22 protein-coding genes are annotated in these 20,480 nt (G+C 63.0%); 14 read left to right on the forward strand and 8 right to left on the reverse strand.

What is annotated here, in order from left to right:
• Positions 1-12: 12 nt before the first annotated feature.
• The 5 genes from gcvPA to K8B33_RS08710 all read left to right on the forward strand — a co-directional run bounded on the left by gcvPA (position 13) and on the right by K8B33_RS08710 (position 5,765).
• Complete coding sequence (gcvPA, locus tag K8B33_RS08690; RefSeq protein ID WP_223425613.1) at positions 13-1,371, forward strand: aminomethyl-transferring glycine dehydrogenase subunit GcvPA; 1,359 nt, start codon at positions 13-15, stop codon at positions 1,369-1,371.
• Positions 1,368-2,846, forward strand: coding sequence for an aminomethyl-transferring glycine dehydrogenase subunit GcvPB (gene gcvPB, locus K8B33_RS08695; RefSeq protein WP_223425615.1), 1,479 nt, complete (start codon positions 1,368-1,370; stop codon positions 2,844-2,846). The genes gcvPA and gcvPB overlap by 4 nt, the downstream gene beginning before the upstream one ends.
• Positions 2,843-4,057, forward strand: coding sequence for a class I SAM-dependent rRNA methyltransferase (locus K8B33_RS08700; protein WP_223425617.1), 1,215 nt, complete (start codon positions 2,843-2,845; stop codon positions 4,055-4,057). Before gcvPB ends, K8B33_RS08700 begins: the two co-directional genes overlap by 4 nt.
• 153 nt (positions 4,058-4,210) lie before the next feature.
• On the forward strand, positions 4,211-4,828 hold the full coding sequence (locus tag K8B33_RS08705) for a hypothetical protein (protein ID WP_223425619.1): 618 nt from the start codon (positions 4,211-4,213) through the stop codon (positions 4,826-4,828).
• A gap of 148 nt (positions 4,829-4,976) precedes the next feature.
• Positions 4,977-5,765, forward strand: a complete 789-nt coding sequence (locus K8B33_RS08710; protein ID WP_223425621.1) for an enoyl-CoA hydratase — start codon at positions 4,977-4,979, stop codon at positions 5,763-5,765.
• Between the two features lie 477 nt (positions 5,766-6,242).
• Here K8B33_RS08710 and K8B33_RS08715 read toward each other — a convergent pair whose 3' ends face one another.
• Positions 6,243-7,220 carry an imelysin family protein gene (locus K8B33_RS08715; protein WP_223425623.1) on the reverse strand — a complete coding sequence of 326 codons (978 nt, stop codon included), beginning with the start codon at positions 7,218-7,220 and terminating at the stop codon, positions 6,243-6,245.
• Between the two features lie 34 nt (positions 7,221-7,254).
• Positions 7,255-7,914, reverse strand: coding sequence for a histidinol-phosphatase (locus K8B33_RS08720; protein ID WP_223425626.1), 660 nt, complete (start codon positions 7,912-7,914; stop codon positions 7,255-7,257).
• A 143-nt stretch (positions 7,915-8,057) separates the two neighbouring features.
• Here K8B33_RS08720 and K8B33_RS08725 point away from each other — a divergent pair, with 143 nt between their 5' ends.
• The 3 genes from K8B33_RS08725 (at position 8,058) to K8B33_RS08735 (ending at position 11,654) form a co-directional block, all read left to right on the forward strand.
• Complete coding sequence (locus tag K8B33_RS08725; protein ID WP_223425628.1) at positions 8,058-8,570, forward strand: RNA pyrophosphohydrolase; 513 nt, start codon at positions 8,058-8,060, stop codon at positions 8,568-8,570.
• 3 nt (positions 8,571-8,573) lie between these two features.
• Complete coding sequence (ptsP, locus tag K8B33_RS08730) at positions 8,574-10,844, forward strand: phosphoenolpyruvate--protein phosphotransferase (RefSeq protein ID WP_223425630.1); 2,271 nt, start codon at positions 8,574-8,576, stop codon at positions 10,842-10,844.
• Positions 10,845-10,982: 138 nt separating this feature from the next.
• A complete protein-coding gene (locus tag K8B33_RS08735; protein ID WP_223425632.1) occupies positions 10,983-11,654 on the forward strand; it encodes a hypothetical protein in 672 nt (223 codons plus the stop codon).
• Between the two features lie 12 nt (positions 11,655-11,666).
• On the opposite strand, the gene K8B33_RS08740 is transcribed toward K8B33_RS08735, so the two are convergent.
• Positions 11,667-12,428, reverse strand: a complete 762-nt coding sequence (locus tag K8B33_RS08740; RefSeq protein ID WP_223425634.1) for an NRDE family protein — start codon at positions 12,426-12,428, stop codon at positions 11,667-11,669.
• A 98-nt stretch (positions 12,429-12,526) separates the two neighbouring features.
• Here K8B33_RS08740 and K8B33_RS08745 point away from each other — a divergent pair, with 98 nt between their 5' ends.
• From K8B33_RS08745 to K8B33_RS08760, 4 genes are read left to right on the forward strand one after another with little or no spacing between them, the layout of a single operon-like run.
• Positions 12,527-13,333 (forward strand): sulfite exporter TauE/SafE family protein, encoded by an 807-nt coding sequence (locus K8B33_RS08745; RefSeq protein ID WP_223425636.1) that lies wholly within the window; start codon positions 12,527-12,529, stop codon positions 13,331-13,333.
• 12 nt (positions 13,334-13,345) lie between these two features.
• Positions 13,346-14,179 carry a prolipoprotein diacylglyceryl transferase gene (lgt, locus tag K8B33_RS08750; protein WP_223425638.1) on the forward strand — a complete coding sequence of 278 codons (834 nt, stop codon included), beginning with the start codon at positions 13,346-13,348 and terminating at the stop codon, positions 14,177-14,179.
• Positions 14,176-15,009 (forward strand): thymidylate synthase, encoded by an 834-nt coding sequence (locus tag K8B33_RS08755; RefSeq protein ID WP_223425640.1) that lies wholly within the window; start codon positions 14,176-14,178, stop codon positions 15,007-15,009. Before lgt ends, K8B33_RS08755 begins: the two co-directional genes overlap by 4 nt.
• Before the next feature lie 14 nt (positions 15,010-15,023).
• On the forward strand, positions 15,024-15,527 hold the full coding sequence (locus K8B33_RS08760; RefSeq protein ID WP_223425642.1) for a dihydrofolate reductase: 504 nt from the start codon (positions 15,024-15,026) through the stop codon (positions 15,525-15,527).
• An 11-nt stretch (positions 15,528-15,538) separates the two neighbouring features.
• Here K8B33_RS08760 and K8B33_RS08765 read toward each other — a convergent pair whose 3' ends face one another.
• Positions 15,539-16,210, reverse strand: a complete 672-nt coding sequence (locus tag K8B33_RS08765; RefSeq protein WP_223425644.1) for a hypothetical protein — start codon at positions 16,208-16,210, stop codon at positions 15,539-15,541.
• 89 nt (positions 16,211-16,299) lie between these two features.
• Positions 16,300-16,821, reverse strand: a complete 522-nt coding sequence (locus K8B33_RS08770) for a DUF6231 family protein (RefSeq protein WP_223425646.1) — start codon at positions 16,819-16,821, stop codon at positions 16,300-16,302.
• 208 nt (positions 16,822-17,029) lie between these two features.
• Here K8B33_RS08770 and K8B33_RS08775 point away from each other — a divergent pair, with 208 nt between their 5' ends.
• On the forward strand, positions 17,030-17,272 hold the full coding sequence (locus K8B33_RS08775) for a hemin uptake protein HemP (RefSeq protein WP_223425648.1): 243 nt from the start codon (positions 17,030-17,032) through the stop codon (positions 17,270-17,272).
• 85 nt (positions 17,273-17,357) lie between these two features.
• Positions 17,358-18,383, forward strand: coding sequence for a ChuX/HutX family heme-like substrate-binding protein (locus tag K8B33_RS08780; protein ID WP_223425649.1), 1,026 nt, complete (start codon positions 17,358-17,360; stop codon positions 18,381-18,383).
• 49 nt (positions 18,384-18,432) lie between these two features.
• Here K8B33_RS08780 and K8B33_RS08785 read toward each other — a convergent pair whose 3' ends face one another.
• From K8B33_RS08785 to xerC, 3 genes are read right to left on the reverse strand one after another with little or no spacing between them, the layout of a single operon-like run.
• Positions 18,433-18,750, reverse strand: a complete 318-nt coding sequence (locus K8B33_RS08785; protein ID WP_223425650.1) for a YqcC family protein — start codon at positions 18,748-18,750, stop codon at positions 18,433-18,435.
• Positions 18,743-19,450, reverse strand: a complete 708-nt coding sequence (locus tag K8B33_RS08790; RefSeq protein ID WP_223425651.1) for an HAD family hydrolase — start codon at positions 19,448-19,450, stop codon at positions 18,743-18,745. Before K8B33_RS08790 ends, K8B33_RS08785 begins: the two co-directional genes overlap by 8 nt.
• A 54-nt stretch (positions 19,451-19,504) precedes the next feature.
• The gene (gene xerC / locus K8B33_RS08795; protein WP_223425652.1) at positions 19,505-20,446 is read right to left on the reverse strand and encodes a tyrosine recombinase XerC; all 942 of its coding nucleotides are present in this window, start codon (positions 20,444-20,446) and stop codon (positions 19,505-19,507) included.
• Positions 20,447-20,480: the final 34 nt, after the last annotated feature.

Below are 20,480 nucleotides of genomic sequence, written 5' to 3' on the forward strand. Positions count from 1 at the left end.
GAAGACAGCACTATGCCCTTTATTCCTCATACCTCCGACGACGTGCAGGCCATGCTGGCGGCGATTGGCGCCGACAGTATTGAAGACCTGTTCGATGAAATCCCCGCCCACCTCAAGGCCGGTGCCCTGGCCGGGCTGCCTGAAGGGCTGTCCGAGATGGAAGTGACGGCGCTGATGGCGTCACGGGCGCGCCAGGATGCCGGCGTCCTGTGCTTCCTCGGCGCGGGCGCGTACGAGCATCACATTCCGGCGGCGGTATGGGAAATCGCCACACGCGGCGAGTACTACACGGCGTACACGCCCTATCAGGCGGAAGCCAGCCAGGGCACGTTGCAGACCATCTATGAATTCCAGACGCTGATGGCGCGCCTGACCGGCATGGATGCCAGCAATGCCTCGGTGTATGACGGGGCGTCGGGTCTGGCGGAGGCGGTGCTGATGGCGCTGCGCGCCAATCGCAAGTCAAAGTCCGGGCGGGTGTTGATGCCGGAGGCCGTAAACCCGCGCTATCGCCAGACCGTGACAGCGATCTGCGAGAACCAGAACGTAGAGCTGGTTTCCGTCCCCTTCGATGCGGCGGCTGGCACCACGGCGGTGACGGCGCTCTCGGGGTATGCCGGCGAAGATTTCGCGGCGCTGGTGATCGCACAGCCCAACTTCTTTGGCGGGCTGGAAGATGTGGATGCGCTGACCGACTGGGCCCATGCCCAGGGCATGCTGGTGATCGCGCTGGTCAATCCCACCGCGCTGGCGCTGCTGACGCCGCCGGGCGAGTGGGGCGAGAAAGGTGCGGACATCGTGGTCGGCGAAGCTCAGCCGCTGGGTATTCCGTTGTCCTCCGGCGGGCCCTATTGCGGCTTCATGTGTTGCAAGCAGCAGCACATCCGGCAGATGCCGGGGCGGATCATCGGCCGCACCGTGGATCTGGAAGGCAAGCCCGGTTTCACCCTGACGCTGCAGGCCCGCGAGCAGCATATCCGTCGCTCCAAGGCGACCTCCAATATCTGCACCAACCAGGGCCTGGCGATGACGGCGGCAACCATTTATCTGTCGCTGCTGGGGCCGGAAGGGCTGGAAGCCGTGGCCGCGCACAGTCATGCCAATACGCAGACGTTGGTCGCCCGGTTGGGTGCTATTGACGGTGTCAGCGTTGCCTTTACCGACGCCACCTTCCACGAAGCGGTCCTGCGTTTGCCGAAACCGGCCAGTGAGGTCCTGCCACAGTTAGCGGAGCGCGGCATCATCGGCGGCTACGACCTGGGTCTGGATTTCCCGAGCCTGGCAGATTGCGTGCTGGTGTGCGCCACCGAAACCCGCACTGCGGATGATATCGACCTGTATGCGACCGTTCTGGCGGAGGTGCTGGCATGAGCACACAAGCAGACAACACACTGATTTTCGAACTGTCCCGTCCCGGTCGCCGCGCTGCGGCACAAGCGCCCCGCGCCTTGCCGGCGGAACGGCTGTCCGCCATTCCGGCCGCATTGCGACGCAAGCAGCGCCCGGCTCTGCCGGAAGTGTCCGAGCTGCAGGTAGTGCGCCATTACACCAACCTGTCGACACGCAATTTTGCCATCGACAAGCAGTTTTACCCGCTGGGCTCCTGCACCATGAAGTACAACCCGCGCGGGGCCAACAGAGCCGCCATGCTGCCGGGCTTCCTGGGCCGCCACCCGCTGGCGCCGGAAAGCCACAGCCAGGGGTATCTGGCCTGCATGTTCGAGCTGCAGGAATTTCTCAAGGAAGTGACCGGCATGCAGGGCGTGTCACTGACCCCCATGGCGGGTGCGCAGGGCGAATTCGCCGGTGTGGCCATGATTCGCGCCTATCACGAAGCGCGTAACGATGATGCGCGCACGGAAATCCTGATCCCCGAAGCGGCCCACGGGACCAACCCGGCCACCGCCGTGATGTGTGGCTACAAGGTGCGCGAAGTGCCGGTCAACAAGGACGGCGATGTGGATCTGGCGGCGCTCAAGGCCGCCTGCGGGCCGCAGACAGCGGGCCTGATGATGACCAACCCGTCTACCTGCGGGGTGTTCGAGCGGCAGATTGATGGCATCGCCAAGGCGGTGCACGAAGCCGGTGGCCTGCTGTACTACGATGGCGCCAACCTCAACGCCATTCTCGGCAAGGTGCGGCCGGGTGACATGGGCTTCGACGTGATTCACATGAACCTGCACAAGACGTTTGCCACGCCCCACGGTGGCGGCGGCCCCGGCGCAGGGCCGGTGGGCGTCAGCGAGCGGCTCAAGCCGTTCCTGCCGACGCCGATCGTGGGCCGTGACGATGACGGACGCTATCGCTGGCTGGATCAGAATGATCTGCCCCAGAGCATCGGCCACCTGTCGGCCTTCATGGGCAACGCGGGCGTGCTGTTGCGGGCGTACTTCTATGCGCGCGTCCTCGGGCGCGAGGGCATGATCCGTGTCGGGGAGTATTCGACACTGGCGGCCAACTACCTGCTCAAGCGTCTGGAAGCCATCGGCTGTACCCCGGCCTACCCGGAGCGTCGTGCCAGCCACGAGTTCATTCTGACGTTTGCCAAAGAGGCGAAAACCCTGGGCGTCTCGGCGATGGATATCGCCAAGCGGCTGCTGGATTACAACCAGCACGCCCCCACGACCTACTTCCCCTTGCTGGTGCCGGAGTGCTTTCTTATCGAGCCGACGGAAACCGAAACAAAAGAAGCGCTGGATGAATTCGTGGCCGCCATGGAGAGCATTCTGGCGGAAGCCCGCGACAATCCCGAGCTGCTCAAGGGCGCGCCTTACAGTCAGCCGGTGCGGCGCCTGGATGACGTCAAGGCAGCCCGCGAGCTGGACCTGGTCTGGAGTAAGCTGTGAGCGGCTCTGTGAACGAGGCGGTGCCGGTTCTGACACTGCGCCGTGGTGAGGAGCGCCGCCTGCGCTCCGGCCATATGTGGGTGTATTCCAATGAAGTGGATACCGACAAGACACCGTTGAAAGGTCTGGCGCCTGGCAGTGAAGTGGTGATCGAGGATAACCGGGGCAAGCCATTGGGCCGCGCCTACGTGAACCCGCAATCGTTGATCTGCGCGCGACTCTACAGCCGCGATGTCACCCAGGGGTTGTCCAACAGCTTTCTGAAGAAACGCGTTGAGCAAGCGATTTCCTTTCGCGAGCGGTTGTTCCCCGATGGCTGCTACAGAGCGGTATTTGGCGAGGCCGATGGCCTGCCGGGGCTGGTGATTGACCGTTACCGCGATGTGTTTGTGCTGCAGTCGGGCACCGCCGGTATGGAACGGGTGCAGGAGCAAGTGGCCAAGGTACTGGTGGACCAGCATCAGGCACGCGTCGTGGTGGCAAAGAACGAGAGCAGTATTCGCGAGCTGGAAGGGCTGGAGCAATATACCCGGGCCCTGCACGGCGACCTGCCGGAAACCGTGTCATTGACGGAGAACGGTGTCGCCTACAGTGCGCCGCTGGCGGCGGGCCAGAAGACCGGGTGGTTCTTTGACCACCGTGCGGCGCGGCGGCACATCATTCCGCTGGCCAAAGATGCACGGGTGCTGGATGTGTTCGCCTACTGTGGTGCCTGGGGCGTGTTGGCGGCTGCCCACGGTGCGCGGGATGTCATGTGTGTGGATTCTTCAGCGCTGGCGCTGGATTTCGTGCATCGCAATGCCGAGGCCAACGGTGTGGCTGAGCGGGTGCAGTCCTTGCAGGCGGATGCGGCCACCGGCATGAAAGAACTGGCCAGTGCCGGGGAAAAATTCGACATCGTGGTGCTGGACCCGCCAGCGTTCATCAAACGCCGCAAGGACATCAAGAACGGCCTCGCGGGGTATCACAGCATCAACGAACTGGCCATGCGGCTGGTGGCGCCGGGCGGGGTGCTGGTGTCGGCTTCCTGTTCCATGCATTTGCAGTCAGAGCAGTTGCTGGATGTGGTGCGGGCCAGCGCGCGGCACATTGACCGGTTTGCCCAGGTCTTCGCCAGCGCGGGGCAGGCAGAGGATCATCCGATGCATCCCGCCATTCCCGAAACCGCCTACCTGAAAAGCTGGTTCGTACGCGTACTGCCCAGCCTCTGAGGCATGCATTCATTCCCGGCCCGGCGTCAGCCCGTCATGTTTAACGGCAGTTTACAGGACCGGTGAAACTCCGGGGCCTGTCTGTGCGTCAAAGGGCTACTGTTGAGCTCAATATCCGGAATTGAGAATCCGTCACTGATGCGAGGACCGACCATGAAATCGATGAAGTATTCTGCTCCGCTGCTGCTGTCTGCCGTGATATGCGCCCCGTTCACAGCCGCAGTTGCCGATCCGGTCGCCACGCTGCCGGGCCGGGATAACGCCTTTTCCTATACCTACCTGCAAGGCGGTGTCGATGTGGGCAACCTGCGTAATCCGCGTGCTGACGCTGACACGGTATACGTCGAAGGCAGCTACGCCATAGACCCGAACCTTCACGTGCGCGGTGGTCTGGGGTACTACGACGGCGATGTGCGCCGGGGCGGCGCTGACATCCACGGGCACCGCATTTCCGCAGGTCTTGGCTTTAACACACTGCTGCAGAACGATCTGGATTTTGTTGCCTCCGGTGATGTGGTGCAGGTGCGCGCCAAATCAGGCGGCAGCAGTGCTTCCGATACAGGCCTTGAACTGCGTGGTGGCGTGCGTCACCGCACCACGGACCGCCTGCAGCTGGCCGGTGGTGCGTTCCACGAGAACATCGACCGCAGTGACACCGGCCTTTATGGTGAAGCGCTGTTCAATGTCCAGCAGAGCCTGGACGTGGGCGCGCGGGTGCAGGTTGGCGATGACATCGGCACCGTTGGCCTGTTCGGGCGCTACAATTTTTGAGGGCAGTGTTCAAGGACCGCATTTCAGGGGCCGTGTGTTGAGGACAGTGCCCGGGTTTCTGCACTGAGAGGCTGGGCTGTATACTCCCGAGGCCGCCGAGGCATGCGTCACGGCGGCCTTTGACTTTGATAAGCCCGGGAGAAATCGCATGGCGCAGCCTGCTGCAGCACATGAACACGTCACCGTCAGCCAGGCCGACGGTATCCTCGAGATACGGATTCAGCGCCCTGAGCGCAAGAATGCTCTGACCCACGGTATGTACGATGCCATCACCCGTGCGCTGGTGACGGCAGATACGGACCCTGCTGTGCGAGTGGCCCTGATCACGGGCACCGACGATTGCTTCACCGCCGGCAACGATATGGTGGAGTTTCTGAAAGATCCCCCCAAGGGCGACGATAGCCCGGTCATGCGTTTTCTGGCGCAGCTGCTGGCGCAGGAAAAGCCGCTGGTGGCGGCGGTCAACGGCCCGGCAGTCGGCGTTGGCACAACCCTGCTGCTGCACTGCGATCTGGTCTATTGCGCGCGCAGTGCAAAACTGCAGATGCCGTTTGTGAGCCTGGGGCTGTGCCCGGAAGCCGGTGCCAGCATGCTGCTGCCGATGATCATGGGGCACCCGCGTGCGGCGGAGTTGCTGATGCTGTCGGAGACGTTTTCCGGCGAAGAGGCGGTGGCGCTGGGTATCGCCAATGCGGTGTACGAGGACGGCGAGTATCTGGCTGAGGCGCGCCGCCAGGCTGCGCGACTTGCAGCCCAGCCGCCGGCGTCAGTGCGCCTGACCAAGGCATTCCTGCGGGGGCCGACCCGTGATGCCGTGGCGGCACACATGAAACTGGAGGGGGACACCTTCCTCGAGCGCCTGAGCTCACCGGAGGCGCGGGAAGCCATGACCGCCTTCATGGAAAAGCGCAAGCCGGACTTCAGCCGTTTCAGCTGACGGGGGCTGGGCGGTTGGTTCGTGTTTGGTGCTTTCCATTCTTTGTTGGTTTGGTGGTTGTGGCCCTCGGGGGGCGGGAAAGGTTTTCAGGACACGCCGTAAACCCATCCCTGGGGGCTTGGTTTCGGCATCCTGCCTCAAACAGTCCTTAAAACCTTCCCCGCCCCCCGAGGGCCGTCACGCGCAAGCCCTGTTAACGAGATGGAAGCCAACCGGCAGTTTTGTTCCTCCAGAAAGTCGGTATAACCACGTTGCGTTGAATTTCCTGCCAGCGTTGAGCCGGGGTATGCCGTGGAGGGACCTCTTTGGCCAGGGATGGCCAAAGCGCGAGCGACCAGGGATGGCTTGAGCGGTCCCGGAAGGGCATACCCCGGCTCAACGCGTGCTCGCTGGAGGGTGCGTACTCGCTGGAGAGCTCCTCGCTTCCCCGGCTCTCCGTTCTCTCGGCAAACGTCCCCATGAAGCCGCGAAGCAGGGCTACTCGGCGGTATTCTCTAACGCCGTTGGCGCGTCGCTCGCCTGCAATGCCAGATACTCCGCCAGTGCCTTGCCCGCGTCACTGTCACCGTCCGACCAGGCGGCCATCGCCTCATCCATCCCCTGCATGGCGATGGTCCTTGCGCGTTCTGACAGGTACTCGCCGCCGTCGGGGTCGCTGGCCTCCGCCAGGGCATCCAGCCGGTTTTGCCGTTCACGGCTCACGGACAGGGCTTGCAGCAGTGCGGGCGCCAGCTCGCCGGCGGGCACGGGGGCCTGGGGGCGCATCAACGGGCTCAGGTCCTCCAGCAGCAGGGCGCTGACGGCGTCCAGATAGGCCCGGCGACGGTGCTGTGGCTGTTCTGTTTCCGGTTGCTGGCGGTCTGGCAGTGTCTCGGTGAGGGTCAGATCCAGCGCGCTGCGCGGTGCATCCGGCAGACCGAACAGCAATAGCTCAAGCACCTGAAAGCCGACCGTGACTTCTGCCGGGTCGGTCATATTCTGTTGAGCGAGCAGGCTGTCGATGTCCAGATCGACGGTGGCATCGTAGATGATGCCGCTTTCGGGCCACTGGGGCATGGCGTCGACGTAGCCGGGCATCAGCGGCCAGATATCGGTGCGCTCAAGATGGGTGGTCAGGGTCGGGTCGAGCATGGCGCGTGTGGCGAGGATCGGCCAGGCACGATTGTAGCTCTCGTAGAGCAGGGTCCAGGCGTTGCGTGTGGCGTCCAGGCTGTTCTCATCCGGTTGCCGGAGCAGGGCTCTGACGGCTTCGCGGAAGCCGGGGGCGGCCACCACCAGCTTGCGTTGCCAGGGCGCTGCCTCGTCCTCGAACGCACGGGCCAGGGCGTGGTGTTCTGCACCGACGACGGTGGTGGTGTCCAGTACCGGTTCCGGTGCGGGCGCCGCAGGTTCGCGGTCACAGCCCACCAGAACACTGCCGGCCAGGGCCAGCAGGCAGATCAGGCGAAAATTCATGGTCTTGTCCGATTCCCCAAAATAGCCGTATTAATCAGTCCTGACGCAGGCTGATCACGGGCCAGCCGCGACTGTCTGCTTCCCCCTTGAGTACAGGGTCCGGGTCTACGGCGACCGGGTGCGACACCAGGCTCAACAGCGGCAGATCATTGCGTGAGTCGCTGTAGAACCAGGCGCCCTCCAGGTCGTGCCCGGTCTCCGCCAACCAGGCTTCGAGCCGGGTGACTTTGCCTTCACGGTAGCAGGGTGTGCCGACAAAATCCCCGGTATAGCGCCCGTTTTCGATGGCGGCCATGGTGGCAATCAGATGTTCCACGCCCAGCGCCTCGGCAATCGGGCGGGTCACGAAATCGTTGGTGGCCGTGATGATCACCAGCGTGTGGCCTTTCTTGCGATGCTCGTCCAGCAGGGCGGCGGCTTGCGGCAACATGATCGGGGCCACTGCATCGCGCATGAAATCAGCCTGCCATTGCAGCAACGAAGACAGGGGATGCTCGCCCAGGACGCTCAATGCGAAACGCAGGTAGGCGGCGATATCCAGCTTGCCGGCGAGATAATCCTCATAGAAGCGATCATTGGTGGCTTTGTAGCCCTCGGCGTCGATGACACCCCGGGCCACCAGGTAGTCGCCCCACAGATGATCGGAGTCACCGGCGATCAGTGTGTTGTCCAGATCGAACAGGGCAAGCGTCATGAAAGGCTCCGTTGGGGTGCAAGGCAGTGAATGATCATCAGGAAGACGCAAGGATAGCAGAGCGGCGCAGCATAAACTGCACACAGATGAGCAGAGCTGGCCCTTGTTATGCTTTAATTGTGCTGCAACCAGCAGGCAGGACGATGACAGGTATTATTGATGAACAGGGCTTCCGGTTAAACGTCGGCATTATTCTGGTTGGCGCCGGAGGACGCGTCTTCTGGGGGCGGCGGATCGGCAACCGGGATGCCTGGCAGTTCCCCCAGGGCGGGCTGATGCCGGGTGAAACCCCGGAGCAGGCGTTGTACCGCGAGCTGGAAGAGGAAGTGGGTCTGACGGAAGCTGACGTGGAAATACTCGGCAGTACCGAAGGCTGGCTGAGTTACCGGCTGCCGCATCGTTTTCTCCGTCGTCGCCGGGACGACTCGCCCCAGTGCATCGGGCAGCGGCAGAAGTGGTTTCTGTTACGGCTGGTTTCTGACGAAGAGCGCATTGATCTGGCGCGTACCGGCAGCCCCGAGTTTCAGGCCTGGCGCTGGGTCAACTATTGGTATCCGATCCGCAAGGTGGTGCATTTCAAGCGCGGCGTTTACGCCAGGGCATTGAAAGAACTGGCACCGGTGATGCGGCGCGAACGCCACCTCAACAAGGCTTGATGCATGCTCGATACCCTCAGACGGATTGTTCAGGAGGTCAACAGCGCGCCGGATCTGAGAACGGCGCTTGATCTCATGGCGCGTCGCGTGCGCGACGCCATGGGCACTGAAGTCTGCTCCATTTACCTGCTGGACAGCACCGAACCTCGTTACGTGCTGATGGCGTCGGAAGGCCTCAAGAAGGAGGCCATCGGACGCGTCAGCCTGGGTGTGGCGGAGGGTCTGATCGGTCAGGTTGGCCTGCGCGAAGAGCCGATCAATCTCGAGGATGCGTTCTCGCATCCCAAATTCCTGTATCTGGCAGAAACCGGCGAAGATCCCTTCCATGCGTTTCTCGGCGTGCCGGTGATGCACCACGGTCGCGTGCTCGGCGTGCTGGTGGTGCAGCAGCGTGACGCACGGCGTTTCGACCAGAGTGAAGAAGCTTTTCTGGTCACCATTTCTGCGCAGCTGTCGGCGGTCGTGGCCCACGCGCGAGCGACTGGCGCGCTGGGTAATCTGGATACCAACGAACCCACCGCGCGCTTTTTTGATGGTGTCGCCGGTGCCGCCGGTGCCGCCATCGGCACGGGCGTGTTGCTGTTTCCGCCTGCGGACCTTAGCGGGGTGCCGGACCGCGAGGCGGAGGATATCGAGGCCGAGGTCAGCTTGCTGGAAACCGCGCTGATGCGGGTGCGCTCGGATGTGCGCGCGCTGGGTGAGCGTGCCAAGGGGCGCCTGGGCCCGGAAGAGCAGGCGCTGTTCGAGGTGTATCTGCGCATGCTGGACCGGCAGGCGCTGGGTGGTGAATTCATCGCCAAGATTCGCGAGGGGCACTGGGCCCAGGGCGCGTTGCGTATCGTTATCGAAGAGCACATCGGCAATTTCGAAATGATGGATGACGCCTACCTGCGCGAGCGGGCGGCGGACGTCCGCGATCTCGGTCGCCGGGTGCTGGCCGAGCTGCAAAGCCGCAACCGGCGTGAGATCCAGTTTGCCGAGCGCAGCATTCTGCTGGGCGAAGAGATTACTACCACGATGCTGATGGAGGTGCCGCAGGAGCGTATCGTCGGCATCGCCTCCAGCCACGGCTCACGCAACTCGCACATGGCGATTGTGGCCCGGGCCATGGGCATTCCCACCGTGGTGGGCGTACAGGGTCTGCCGCTGAAACAGATGGACGGCAAAGAGCTGATCGTCGATGGCTTCCGGGGCCGGGTGATCAGCAATGCCACGCCGGAGCTCAAGCACCAGTTCGAGGAAATCATCGCGGAAGAGCTGGATCTGCTGGCGGGGCTGGAAAAGCTGCGCGAGCAACCGGCCGAGACCGAAGATGGCGTGCGCATCCAGGTGCAGGTCAATACCGGCCTGATGACCGATATTTCCCGCTCGCTCGAGCGTGGGGCGGAGGGCGTCGGCCTGTACCGTACCGAGATTCCTTTTATGGTGCGCGACCGCTTCCCGTCTGAAGAAGAGCAGTGCCGGATCTATCGCGAGCAGCTGCAGGCGTTTGCGCCTTACCCGGTCACCATGCGCACGCTGGATATCGGTGGCGACAAGTCATTGCCCTATTTTCCGATCAAGGAAGAAAACCCGTTCCTCGGCTGGCGTGGTATTCGCGTGACACTGGATCACCCGGAAATCTTCATGGTGCAGGTGCGGGCCATGCTGCGTGCCAGTGAGGGGCTCGACAATTTGCGCATCATGCTGCCCATGGTCACCTCCGTATTTGAGGCGGAAGAAGCCCAGCATCTGATTCACCGTGCCTGGCTGGAAGTGCGTGACGAAGGCGCCGATGTGGCGATGCCGCCGGTGGGCGTGATGATCGAGGTGCCGGCGGCGGTGTACCAGGCCCGGGCCCTGGCCCAGCGGGTGGATTTCCTGTCGGTGGGCACCAACGATCTGACCCAGTATCTGCTCGCGGTGGACCGCAACAACCGTCAGGTGGCGGGGTTGTACAACTCCTATCACCCGGCGGTGCTGCACGCGCTGATGCATATCGTGGAGGCCGCCCGGGAAGAGAACAAACCGGTGTCCGTGTGCGGCGAGATGGCGGGTGAGCCCGGTTCGGCACTGATGCTGATGGCCATGGGGTTTCAGGCGTTGTCCATGAATGCGTCCAACCTGCTCAAGGTCAAGGCGGCCATACGGCGCATCAAGATCACCTTTGCCCGCAAGCTGCTCAACGAAGTGCTGGCCATGGATAATGGTGAAGTCATTGCCGCCTATGTGGATCTGCAACTGGAAAAAGCGGGTCTCGGCGACCTGTTGCAACACCGCCGTGCGGTGCTTTGAAGCAATGCAGCCATCGCAACAGCATATGGCACGTTCAGATATTCAGTCCTGCCCGAACCGCCGCTATGATGCGCGGCTGATTCTTGCAGGGCACCCACTCGCCCTGCGCTACAGTCACCTGCTACTGGAAGCATGATTATGCAGAATGTCGTCGCCATCCCGGCCAACCCGGCACTGGTCAACAGCACCGAAGATTTCCTGCAGGCCATGGAGCATGGCAAGCCCGCTGCCGAGAAGTTCATCACGCTGGTGGACCGGCTGACAGATCGGCTGCTCGGCCTGTTCCTGCTGGAGCCGGCTGAGATGACCGAGCTGTCAGGGGGCCAGCGCAAGGTCATCGACTTTGCTGTGTCCACGGCCAGCAAGGCGTCGCACATGCTGACGCGCCAGATCTATAAAAAGGTCAGCAACGACGAGTTCGAGCCGATTGCGCAGAATGTGCGCGCCATGTACTGGTCGGCGGGCGAGGATAATAATCAGCATCCGTCACTGGCGTTTGCCGTGCCGGACGACTTTGCTGCGGATTTCCGGCGCGCTGCTGACGTCGCGGAAGCGGGCCAGGGCACCAGTGAAGTGGCGCTGATTACGGCCGTTATGGATCGCCTGACCAACGAAATCATCGACAAGGTATTTCTCGAGAATACCCGCTATGTGAAGATCGGTTTTGTTACGGGGAAGGCCCTGAATGTCGGCGTAGAAGGCAGCCGCAAGGCGGTGCACGCGGTAAACAACAAGGTGCTCAAGGGGCTCAGCGATGATGAGCTGAAAGGCTTCATGAGCCATTACAGCAGCATTCTGACCCAACGCTGAGTCGTTCCCGGCTTACACCTCACGCTCACCCAGGTTGCTGACAGGCTCCCCGTCCGGGGAGCCATCCGGATGCCATCGCTGCTCAACCATTTCCGGCACCCCTTCACTGGCGAGGCGGACTGCGCTGCTGGCGCGGGTGCCATACACCTCGGACTGGATGAAGATCGGCGCGACCAGCCTTTCCAGGTCCATGCCGACGCCGGTGTCCGGTAACCAGTGATCGTCCGGTCGCCAGCTGTCATGTAGCAGCGACAGCAGGTGCTGTGGGTGGGCCTGGCCCTCGCCGATGGCGGCCAGCTTTTCCATACCGCGGGTGACTTTCGGCCAGGGCGTGTCCAGCAGACCGTTGCTCAGCCCGTGCACGCCCGGCGGCACGCGCTGGGGCGCGGCGCCCCGATTGCTCATGTACCACAGCTCCCGGGCATCCCCCACCAGCAGATTGAATGGGCCGTAATCATCCTGATGCGTGGCAATGTGCTCACAATAGGCGCGCGGTGACAGGTCCCCGGCCAGATAGCCGGTGGGCAGATCACCCCGCGAGCGCGCCCCCCGGCTGTGGTCCTCAATGGGCTCGCGGAAATTGGTGACGGTGGCGAAACGGCCGGTGCGTGTCACGCCCAGCCAGGTGCCGCCAGCCGCCAGGTCCCGGCCGCAGAACATATCGTCGCGCCAGCGGGCGGGCTCCGCAGGACGGCGGTGGAACTCATCACGATTGGCGGCGACCAGTAACGGATAGCGGGGGTGGCTTTGCCAGGCAAACAGTACAATGCACATAGCGACTCGTCTTTCGGGAATGATTACACTAAGGCCGCCGCGGCGTCGGCCGAACCCAGCATAGCATCCGTACCCGGGCAGGTGCGTGGAGAGAGCTGTTGCAGATTGAATATTTACCGCTTTACGTTCTGATCGGTGTGCTTTCCGGGTTGTTGGGTGGTGCGCTGGGGCTGGGCGGTGGCATCGTCGTCGTGCCGGCACTGTTGCTGATCTTTCACCTGCGCGGCATCGAGATCGAGGTGATGACGCAGCTGGCGGTGGCGACATCACTGGCAACCATTATCGTGACATCCATCGGCGCGGTGCGCGCCCACCACCAGCGCGGCAATATGCGCTGGCCCCTGGTCTGGCAACTGGCCATCGGCGTCTCGCTGGGCGCTTTCGCGGGGGCTTTCGTGGCGGACTGGCTCTCCGGCCCCCGGCTGGCGCGCCTGTTCGGTGCCTTCGCCGTGCTGCTGTCGTTGCAGATGATGTTCAGCAGTCTGCGGGCACCGCCCCCGGATGCGTCGGAACGTCTGCCGGGTGCGGGCGGTCTGAGTCTGGCGGGCGCGGCGATCGGGTTGGTATCCAGCATGTTTGGTATTGGTGGGGGTTCCCTCACCGTGCCCTTTCTCAATGCCTGCCGGGTGCGCATGCAGCAGGCGGTGGCCGTATCCTCCGCCTGCGGGCTGCCGATTGCCCTGGCCGGTTGTCTCGGGTTTGTTATCGCGGGCTGGGGCGATCCGGCCTTGCCTGCGGGCAGCCTGGGTTACGTTTATTTGCCTGCGGCAGTGGGCATCGGCATTGCCAGTTACCCCATGGCGCGTGTCGGGGCCGGTTTGGCCCATCGCCTGCCCGCGAGTACCCTGAAGCGGATTTTTGCCGCGCTGCTGTTTATCATCGGCCTGCGACTGGCGCTCGGATGAAAAGGACGCACTATGCAATACCCTGATATCGACCCTGTAGCGATCTCGCTGTTCGGCCTGCAGATACACTGGTACGGCCTCATGTACCTGATCGGTTTTGTCGGCGCCTGGTTGCTGTGCCATCACCGCTCGAAACAGCCGGGCAGCCTCTGGAGCGCCCAGCAAGTCAGTGATCTGGTGTTCTTCGGGGCCGTGGGGGTGATTCTGGGGGGCCGTATCGGCTACACCCTGTTCTACAACTTCTCCGGATTTCTGGCCGACCCGCTGTCACTGGTGCGCCTGTGGCAGGGCGGCATGTCGTTCCACGGCGGCATGATCGGTGTGCTGCTCGCGCTCTGGCTGTTTGCCCGCAAGAGCGGCAAGCGCTATTTCGAAGTGGTGGATTTCGGGGTGCCCATGGTGCCGCTGGGCCTGGCTGCCGGGCGCGTTGGCAACTTCATCAATGGTGAGCTCTGGGGGCGCGCATCGGATGTGCCCTGGGCCATGATCTTCCCCGGTGATCCGTTGCAGATCAGCCGACACCCCTCGCAGCTGTATCAGTCCCTGCTGGAAGGCGTGCTGCTGTTTGTGGTGCTGTGGCTCTACTCCTCCCGCCCACGGCCTCTGGGGGCGGTGACCGGCCTGTTTGGTGTCGGGTACGGCACGTGCCGCATCATTGCTGAATTCTTCCGCGAGCCGGATGCGCATATCGGCTTCATTGCCTTCGATTGGCTGACCATGGGGCAGATACTGAGCCTGCCCATGGTGGTGATCGGGGTGGCCATGATGGTCTGGGCGTACCGCACTCAGCCTTTGGCGAGCGCACCGGTGAAGGCGCCGACCCGAAAAGGAGCCAAGGCAAAATGAAACAGTATCTCGACCTACTGCGCCATGTGCGCGACAACGGCGTGGAAAAAAGTGACCGCACCGGCACCGGGACCCGGGCCGTATTCGGCTACCAGATGCGCTTTGATCTGGCCGAGGGGTTTCCCGCGCTGACCACCAAGAAGCTGCATCTGAAATCCATCATTCACGAGTTGCTGTGGTTTTTATCCGGTGACACCAACATCCGTTACCTGAAGGAAAACGGCGTCAGGATATGGGATGAGTGGGCCACGGAAGACGGTGAGCTGGGCCCGGTGTATGGCGAGCAATGGCGCAGCTGGAAAACCCACGATGGCCGCGTGATCGACCAGATCAGCGAGGTGCTGGCGGAAATCCGCCGCAACCCGGATTCGCGACGTCTGGTGGTCTCGGCCTGGAATCCGGCCGTGCTGCCGGACCCCTCACTGGCGCCAGAGGTGAATGCGAGCATGGGCCGCCAGGCCTTGCCGCCTTGCCACTGCCTGTTCCAGTTCTATGTCGCCGACGGCAAGTTGTCGTGCCAGCTGTATCAGCGCAGTGGCGATATCTTCCTGGGTGTGCCGTTCAATATTGCCTCCTACGCGTTGCTGACGATGATGATGGCGCAGGTGTGTGATCTGGCGCCGGGGGAGTTCGTCCACACGCTGGGCGATGCGCATCTTTACAGCAATCATTTCGAGCAGGCGGATCTGCAACTCTCCCGCTCACCTGGCACGCTGCCGCAGATGCGCATCAATCCGGATGTGAAAGACCTGTTTGCGTTTCGCATCGAGGATTTCACCCTGGAGGGCTATGAGCCGGATGCCCATATCAAGGCGCCCATCGCGGTCTGATCAGAGGATCAAGCATGCAACTGGCATTGATGGTGGCCCGTGCGGCCAATGGCTGTATCGGCCGCGACAACAAACTGCCCTGGTATCTGCCCAACGACCTGAAGTATTTCAAGCAGGTGACGCTGGGCAAGCCCATCGTTATGGGCCGCAAGACCTGGGAGTCTCTCAAAGGGCCCTTGCCGGGGCGCACCAACATTGTCATTACCCGGCAGGCAGGCTATCAGGCGCAGGGCGCGCGCGTGGTGTCGACGCTGGACGAGGCACTGACGCTGGCCGGGCATGTGGGGCTTATTGACGGTGCGGATGAGGCTATCGTGATCGGCGGCGCTGAGATCTATGCGCTGGCGTTACCGCAGATCAATCGCATGTATGTCACCGAAGTGCATGCCGATGTGGGCGGGGATGCCTTCTTCCCGGAGGTGGACATGAGCCAGTGGCAGGAGGCAGGCCGGGAGGATTTTTCCGCCCAGCCGCCGAATCCCTATGACTACAGTTTCGTGGTCTATCAGCGCCGCTGACTTTTCCGGGATCACGCTGCTGCGGGTCTCAGCAGCCCGTAGTAGCGGAACACGATGATATTCAGCAGACACGTCACCAGACCCGTAATGCCCCCGAGAATCACACTGCTCAAGGTGCCGGTGCCGATCAGGCTGGTAACCAGCGTGGCGGAAAACAGCACGATGACCACGATCAACATGAAGATCAGCGTAATCGCTGCCAGCATCTGCCACTGATCCGACGCACTGCGCACAAAGGCTTGCTGCAGGCTTTGCAGCGGCGTGCGGTTTTCCAGCACGGCGATGAAAGGCGCCTGGCAAAGCCGTGCGTAGAGCCACACGCCAGGGAAGAAGAACAACAACAACCCGAAATAGACGCTCAGGCCCAGCAGCATGTAAGTGAGCAACAGGATCGGCAAGGCGCGCAGGCTGAACAGCAGGCAGTCGCCAAGACTGCGCGCGCGGCCACTCTGGATCGCGGTCAGTTGCGCCATGATCGCGCCCGCCGTCAGCGGGTGCAGCAGCAACAGGATGACGGCAGAGCTCTGGGTGATGCTGAGCCCCTCTTCGCCGGCCATGATGGCCGGGCCCAGAATCGCCTGGGCGGTCTCGCCGAGCAAGGCAAACGGTAGTGTCACCAGCAGCAGTGCGGGAATATTCTGCCACCAGAAGCGCAGCGTCTCGTTCAGGCGTTGGCCTATCATGATGATCCTTGAAAACCGTTCGGGGAGTGTCGTCAGGCAGGCAGTATAACGGGGCGGGCGGCAAAAGTGAGTGCCTGATGCGCTTTACCTCACCACCAGTATTTGCCCCAGTTTTCCGGATTGGCCCAGAAGCGTGAGTTGTTCCAGGTGCGGCGGAAGTTGTAGGTGGCCAGCTCGTAACTGTACAGCGCCATGCTGCGCTCGCCCTGCTCGAACACGGCTTCTCGCCGCAGCCCCATGCCGAGAAAGTGGTTGCGTTCCCAGCGCAGTTTCGCCGGCGCCAGATCGGCGCGATACATCACCACCATGCTGTCGGTGTGCAGGTTGCGCAGCAGGCCCAGCAGTTCTTCCCCGTGATGACGATTCATGTATTCCAGCTGGTCCGCCACGATCACCAGATCAAAGCGGCCCAGTTCGGCCAGCAGGGGGAAAGGGTCTTGCTCGGTAATGGCGATGTTGCTGACGCCATGGGCCTGACACCACTCATCCACCAGTGTGACCGGGTTCAGGCTCAGTGTCAGGAGGGAGGTCGGGCGGTGGCCGTCAAGAATGGCGGCCAGGTGTTGTTGCGGGCTGTCCGTCGCCGGGACGGTGGCTTCTGCTTGGCTCATGCGGTCAGTGTAGCGCGAGGGAGAAGGAAAAGGCGAGCGTGCAGGTTTGTTGGGAGGGTTGCAGGATGGTTGCCGGAATGGTTGCGAGGATGCTTGACGGTCAGGTTGACAGGATGCAGTATAGTTAATGGTAATCATTCTCATTTAAGAGAATGGACTCATTAAGGAAATGAACGGCCACTGTCACGGATTTCAACGGAGCGCCAGCATGAGCAAACCTCAGCCTTCAGCAGCACACGATTCTTTACAGGCCACGCCACAGACCGCCAAAAGCACGGCCAGAGCGGTGTCTTCCTCCTCGCGACAGGTGGCGAGACAGGTGGCGGTACACAATGATCTGGTGCCCAGTGACGCATTGCTGGGCAGCGACGGGCTGCTCTGGATCGAACATGACAACAGCCGCTATCAGCTGCGCCGGACCGCCTCCGGCAAGTTGATTCTGACCAAATGACTGGCCTGCTCCCCGGCCCCCTTTTCCCCTGACGGACAAGCCAGCAGTCGCCAGCCACTCCGCACTTGTTCATGCAGGTGACACAATGAATGCCCTGACATCTCTCAGTGTTTACCGTACGCCCTGGCCCGCACCACTGGGCGTTTGTGCCGCGTCGCTGGGTGATCGCATCCTGCGTCTGCAGGACGACGCCCCGGCGCTGCTGAAGATGCTTTACCGCTTCCCGCAGTTGCACATTGCCACCCGCAACGAGGCGGTGCGGCTACACCAGAGCGCCAGCTACTCGCCCTTGTCGGTGTGCGGTGACAGCGCGGCGATGGCGCTGCGCGGCCCCGGCTTTGCCTGGCGAGCGACGCCCCGGCGCTGGGCCTTGAGCTTGGCGGTGCTGGCGCCGCTGGCGGGTATTCCCGCGCGTACCTTCCTGTTTTTCGATCGCTACGGGCGTTTGCTGCATGAAGTGCAGGTGCCCGAGGGCACCGCCGGCATGGCATTCGAGGAGTTGGCCTGCAACCGGCTGCACCCGGATCAGCATCAGGTGCCGGTGCCTGACCCGCTGCCGCTGCACAGCAGTGCAGCCAGTGTGGATCTGGCGGCATTTGAACAGGACTGGTCGGTGCTGGCGGACCATCGGGAGTTCACAGCGTTGCTGCAGCGTGCCGGTATCAGTCGTCTGGGTGCTTATTGCCGCGTGCGTGACAAATTTGCCCGGGCAGTGCGGCTGGATAGCGTGCCCGCCTTGCTGGCGCTGGCGGCCGCACGACGTACGCCTGTGCGGTTGCAGGTCTTCAGTGGCGATGGCGTCAGTGGTGGTTGTGAGCAGCGCTACGAAGGCGTCTTGCCGTTGCCGGTCTGGGGTGCGGAGGGGGTCTGTCTGCGGCAGCCGGGGCTGGATTTTCGCCTGCTGCCAAGGCAGATCGCGTCCGTATGGCGGGTGCGCATGCCGGCCGGGCGCGGCAATAACCGCCACATTGCCACACGTATCGAGTTGTTTGATCACCGGGACCAGCGGGTGTTGATGCTCTCCTGCGCCGGCAGCAGCAGCGGCTCGGAGTTACCGAGTTGGCGCGCCTTGCTGGGAGATTGCCTGATGCCGCCCGATGCGCCGGGCTGATCACTTCTGATGGCCTGTTCGAATCACCTGCGCGAATCACCGGCCCGAATCAGAAGTGGTCGTCGATATCGCCGATGATGCACAGCAAGTGCTCGCAACGGGGCAGGCCGGACAGGGCCTGTTCTGCCATGGGGCGCACGTCGCAGGCGCCGGGCAGTGGGTGCCCGCCAACCACCAGGGCGCGAAAGCGCGCCACGAAAACCCATTGCAGCCACTCGGTGAAGGCCATGGTGTCGGCGCTGAACGGCGTGGTGCTCAGGAACGCTTCGGGGGCTGGCGGCGTGCCCTGCCAATAGCCGAGACGGCGCAGCTCCTGTTCCAGGTCATCAAGCAGGGCAAGCAGATCGGTTCGCAGGGTGTCAGCCATCGAGCAGGGCCACCAGGTCGCTGAGTTCGTGCAGATTGTGAATGCGATGGGGGTGGTCGGGCAAATCCAGGGGCCATTTCTGATCCAGCAGATTGGCCCAGACCGCCTGGAATCCGTGCTGACGTGCGGCATCGACGTCTTCCAGCGGGTGGTCGCCAACATGCACGGACTGGTTGGCCCGGACGCGGGCCGAGGCGAGTGCGGCCAGGAACATGTCCGGGGCCGGTTTGCGCTTGCCGATGGACTCCGAGGAGTGCTGGAAGGCAAACAGATCACCGATGCCGATGCGTTTCAGGTCCGCATTGCCATTGGTCAGCGCGCCGAGGGTGTAGGAGTCTGCCAGGGTTTCCAGGACCTCCAGCGCGCCGGGAAAGAACACCACCTCATTGCGCGCCTCGTGGAAAATCTCGAACGCCTGCCCTGCCAACCGGCCTGCCTCGTCGGTGCAATAGCCCGCCGCCAGGAACCCCCGCGCCAGTGCCTCCCGGCGCAGGGCGGTGAGATTGTGCACATAACCGGGTTTTTCCAGCAGTAGCAGGTCGCGAATCTCTCGCACCTTGTCCACGGTCATGATCGTCGCGGCTTCCGGGTAGCGCTCCGCGATCCAGTCCCGGCAGCGTCGCTCCGCCCGGCGAATGACTTCATCCACCGGCCAGAGTGTGTTGTCGAGATCGAATGTGATCAGCTTCAGCGTCGCCATGGCAGCATCATAGCGCTCTGTCCCTGTCGGGGAAATGCGCCAGGTAAATGATGCTCAGGCGTCGTCCTCTGGCTCGGGGCCGTCGAACTCCGGGCGGCGCTGGGCCCGGGGGTGAGCGGCATCATAGACCCGGGCCAGGTGCTGGAAGTCCAGATGGGTGTAAATCTGGGTGGTGCTGAGGTTGGCGTGACCCAGCAGCTCCTGCACCGCACGCAGGTCACCGCTGGATTCGAGCAGATGGGTGGCAAACGAATGGCGCAGCATGTGGGGATGCAGGTGCTGCTCCAGCCCCGCCTCGCGGGCCCGTGCCGCAAGCCGTTTCTGGATTGCCCGGTCACCCAGCCGCCGGCCGTGCTGGCCGACAAACAGGGCCCGTTCCGCCGGATCACGCACCAGTGCCGCGCGAGCGCGCAGCCAGCGGCCCAGTGCGGCGAGGGCCGGTTGGCCCACGGGAAGATGGCGGGTCTTGCGGCCCTTGCCGGTGACCACCAGGCTGGCGTCGTGGCGGTCAATGCTGTCGATGTCCAGGCTGGCAAGCTCGGCCAGACGCAGCCCGGAGGAATAGATCAGCTCCATCATGGCGCGGTCGCGCAGGCTCAACGGGTCATCGTCGCGGGTGCTGTCCAGCAGATGCCCGACACTGTCCGGGTCCAGGGTTTTCGGCAAGCGCCGCGGGCTTTTCGGTGCCGCGACACCGACCGCGGGATTATCCCGCGCCAGCCCCTGGCTGATCAGGTAATGATAGAGGCCGCGCAGGCCCGACAGCAGGCGTTGCAGGCTTTTGCCGCCGACACCACGGCGATGCAGGGTAGCGGTGAGTTGGCGTACGTCATGCACGGTGACGGCATCCCAGCGCGTCAGGCCGCGTTCGGTAAGCAGAGCGGCGGTTTGCGCAAGGTCGCGGCCATAGTGTTTGACCGTATGCGGTGACATGCGCCTTACGGTGGCGAGGTGGTGCAGGTAATCCTGCAGAGGTTGCTCTAATGATGTCGGCATGATGCCGTCATGATAGCGATCCCGGGTGCAGGCG

It is taken from the genome of Alcanivorax limicola, from assembly GCF_019931215.1.
GTDB lineage: Bacteria > Pseudomonadota > Gammaproteobacteria > Pseudomonadales > Alcanivoracaceae > Isoalcanivorax > Isoalcanivorax limicola.

What these genes read in the sequence shown, in the direction of transcription:
- gcvPA (WP_223425613.1), top strand. Translation starts at nt 13, where the DNA reads ATGCCCTTTATTCCTCATACCTCCGACGACGTGCAGGCCATGCTGGCG.
- gcvPB (WP_223425615.1), top strand. Translation starts at nt 1,368, where the DNA reads ATGAGCACACAAGCAGACAACACACTGATTTTCGAACTGTCCCGTCCC.
- K8B33_RS08705 (WP_223425619.1), top strand. Translation starts at nt 4,211, where the DNA reads ATGAAATCGATGAAGTATTCTGCTCCGCTGCTGCTGTCTGCCGTGATA.
- K8B33_RS08710 (WP_223425621.1), top strand. Translation starts at nt 4,977, where the DNA reads ATGGCGCAGCCTGCTGCAGCACATGAACACGTCACCGTCAGCCAGGCC.
- K8B33_RS08715 (WP_223425623.1), bottom strand. Translation starts at nt 7,220, where the DNA reads ATGAATTTTCGCCTGATCTGCCTGCTGGCCCTGGCCGGCAGTGTTCTG.
- K8B33_RS08720 (WP_223425626.1), bottom strand. Translation starts at nt 7,914, where the DNA reads ATGACGCTTGCCCTGTTCGATCTGGACAACACACTGATCGCCGGTGAC.
- K8B33_RS08725 (WP_223425628.1), top strand. Translation starts at nt 8,058, where the DNA reads ATGACAGGTATTATTGATGAACAGGGCTTCCGGTTAAACGTCGGCATT.
- ptsP (WP_223425630.1), top strand. Translation starts at nt 8,574, where the DNA reads ATGCTCGATACCCTCAGACGGATTGTTCAGGAGGTCAACAGCGCGCCG.
- K8B33_RS08735 (WP_223425632.1), top strand. Translation starts at nt 10,983, where the DNA reads ATGCAGAATGTCGTCGCCATCCCGGCCAACCCGGCACTGGTCAACAGC.
- K8B33_RS08740 (WP_223425634.1), bottom strand. Translation starts at nt 12,428, where the DNA reads ATGTGCATTGTACTGTTTGCCTGGCAAAGCCACCCCCGCTATCCGTTA.
- lgt (WP_223425638.1), top strand. Translation starts at nt 13,346, where the DNA reads ATGCAATACCCTGATATCGACCCTGTAGCGATCTCGCTGTTCGGCCTG.
- K8B33_RS08755 (WP_223425640.1), top strand. Translation starts at nt 14,176, where the DNA reads ATGAAACAGTATCTCGACCTACTGCGCCATGTGCGCGACAACGGCGTG.
- K8B33_RS08760 (WP_223425642.1), top strand. Translation starts at nt 15,024, where the DNA reads ATGCAACTGGCATTGATGGTGGCCCGTGCGGCCAATGGCTGTATCGGC.
- K8B33_RS08765 (WP_223425644.1), bottom strand. Translation starts at nt 16,210, where the DNA reads ATGATAGGCCAACGCCTGAACGAGACGCTGCGCTTCTGGTGGCAGAAT.
- K8B33_RS08770 (WP_223425646.1), bottom strand. Translation starts at nt 16,821, where the DNA reads ATGAGCCAAGCAGAAGCCACCGTCCCGGCGACGGACAGCCCGCAACAA.
- K8B33_RS08775 (WP_223425648.1), top strand. Translation starts at nt 17,030, where the DNA reads ATGAGCAAACCTCAGCCTTCAGCAGCACACGATTCTTTACAGGCCACG.
- K8B33_RS08780 (WP_223425649.1), top strand. Translation starts at nt 17,358, where the DNA reads ATGAATGCCCTGACATCTCTCAGTGTTTACCGTACGCCCTGGCCCGCA.
- K8B33_RS08785 (WP_223425650.1), bottom strand. Translation starts at nt 18,750, where the DNA reads ATGGCTGACACCCTGCGAACCGATCTGCTTGCCCTGCTTGATGACCTG.
- K8B33_RS08790 (WP_223425651.1), bottom strand. Translation starts at nt 19,450, where the DNA reads ATGGCGACGCTGAAGCTGATCACATTCGATCTCGACAACACACTCTGG.
- xerC (WP_223425652.1), bottom strand. Translation starts at nt 20,446, where the DNA reads ATGCCGACATCATTAGAGCAACCTCTGCAGGATTACCTGCACCACCTC.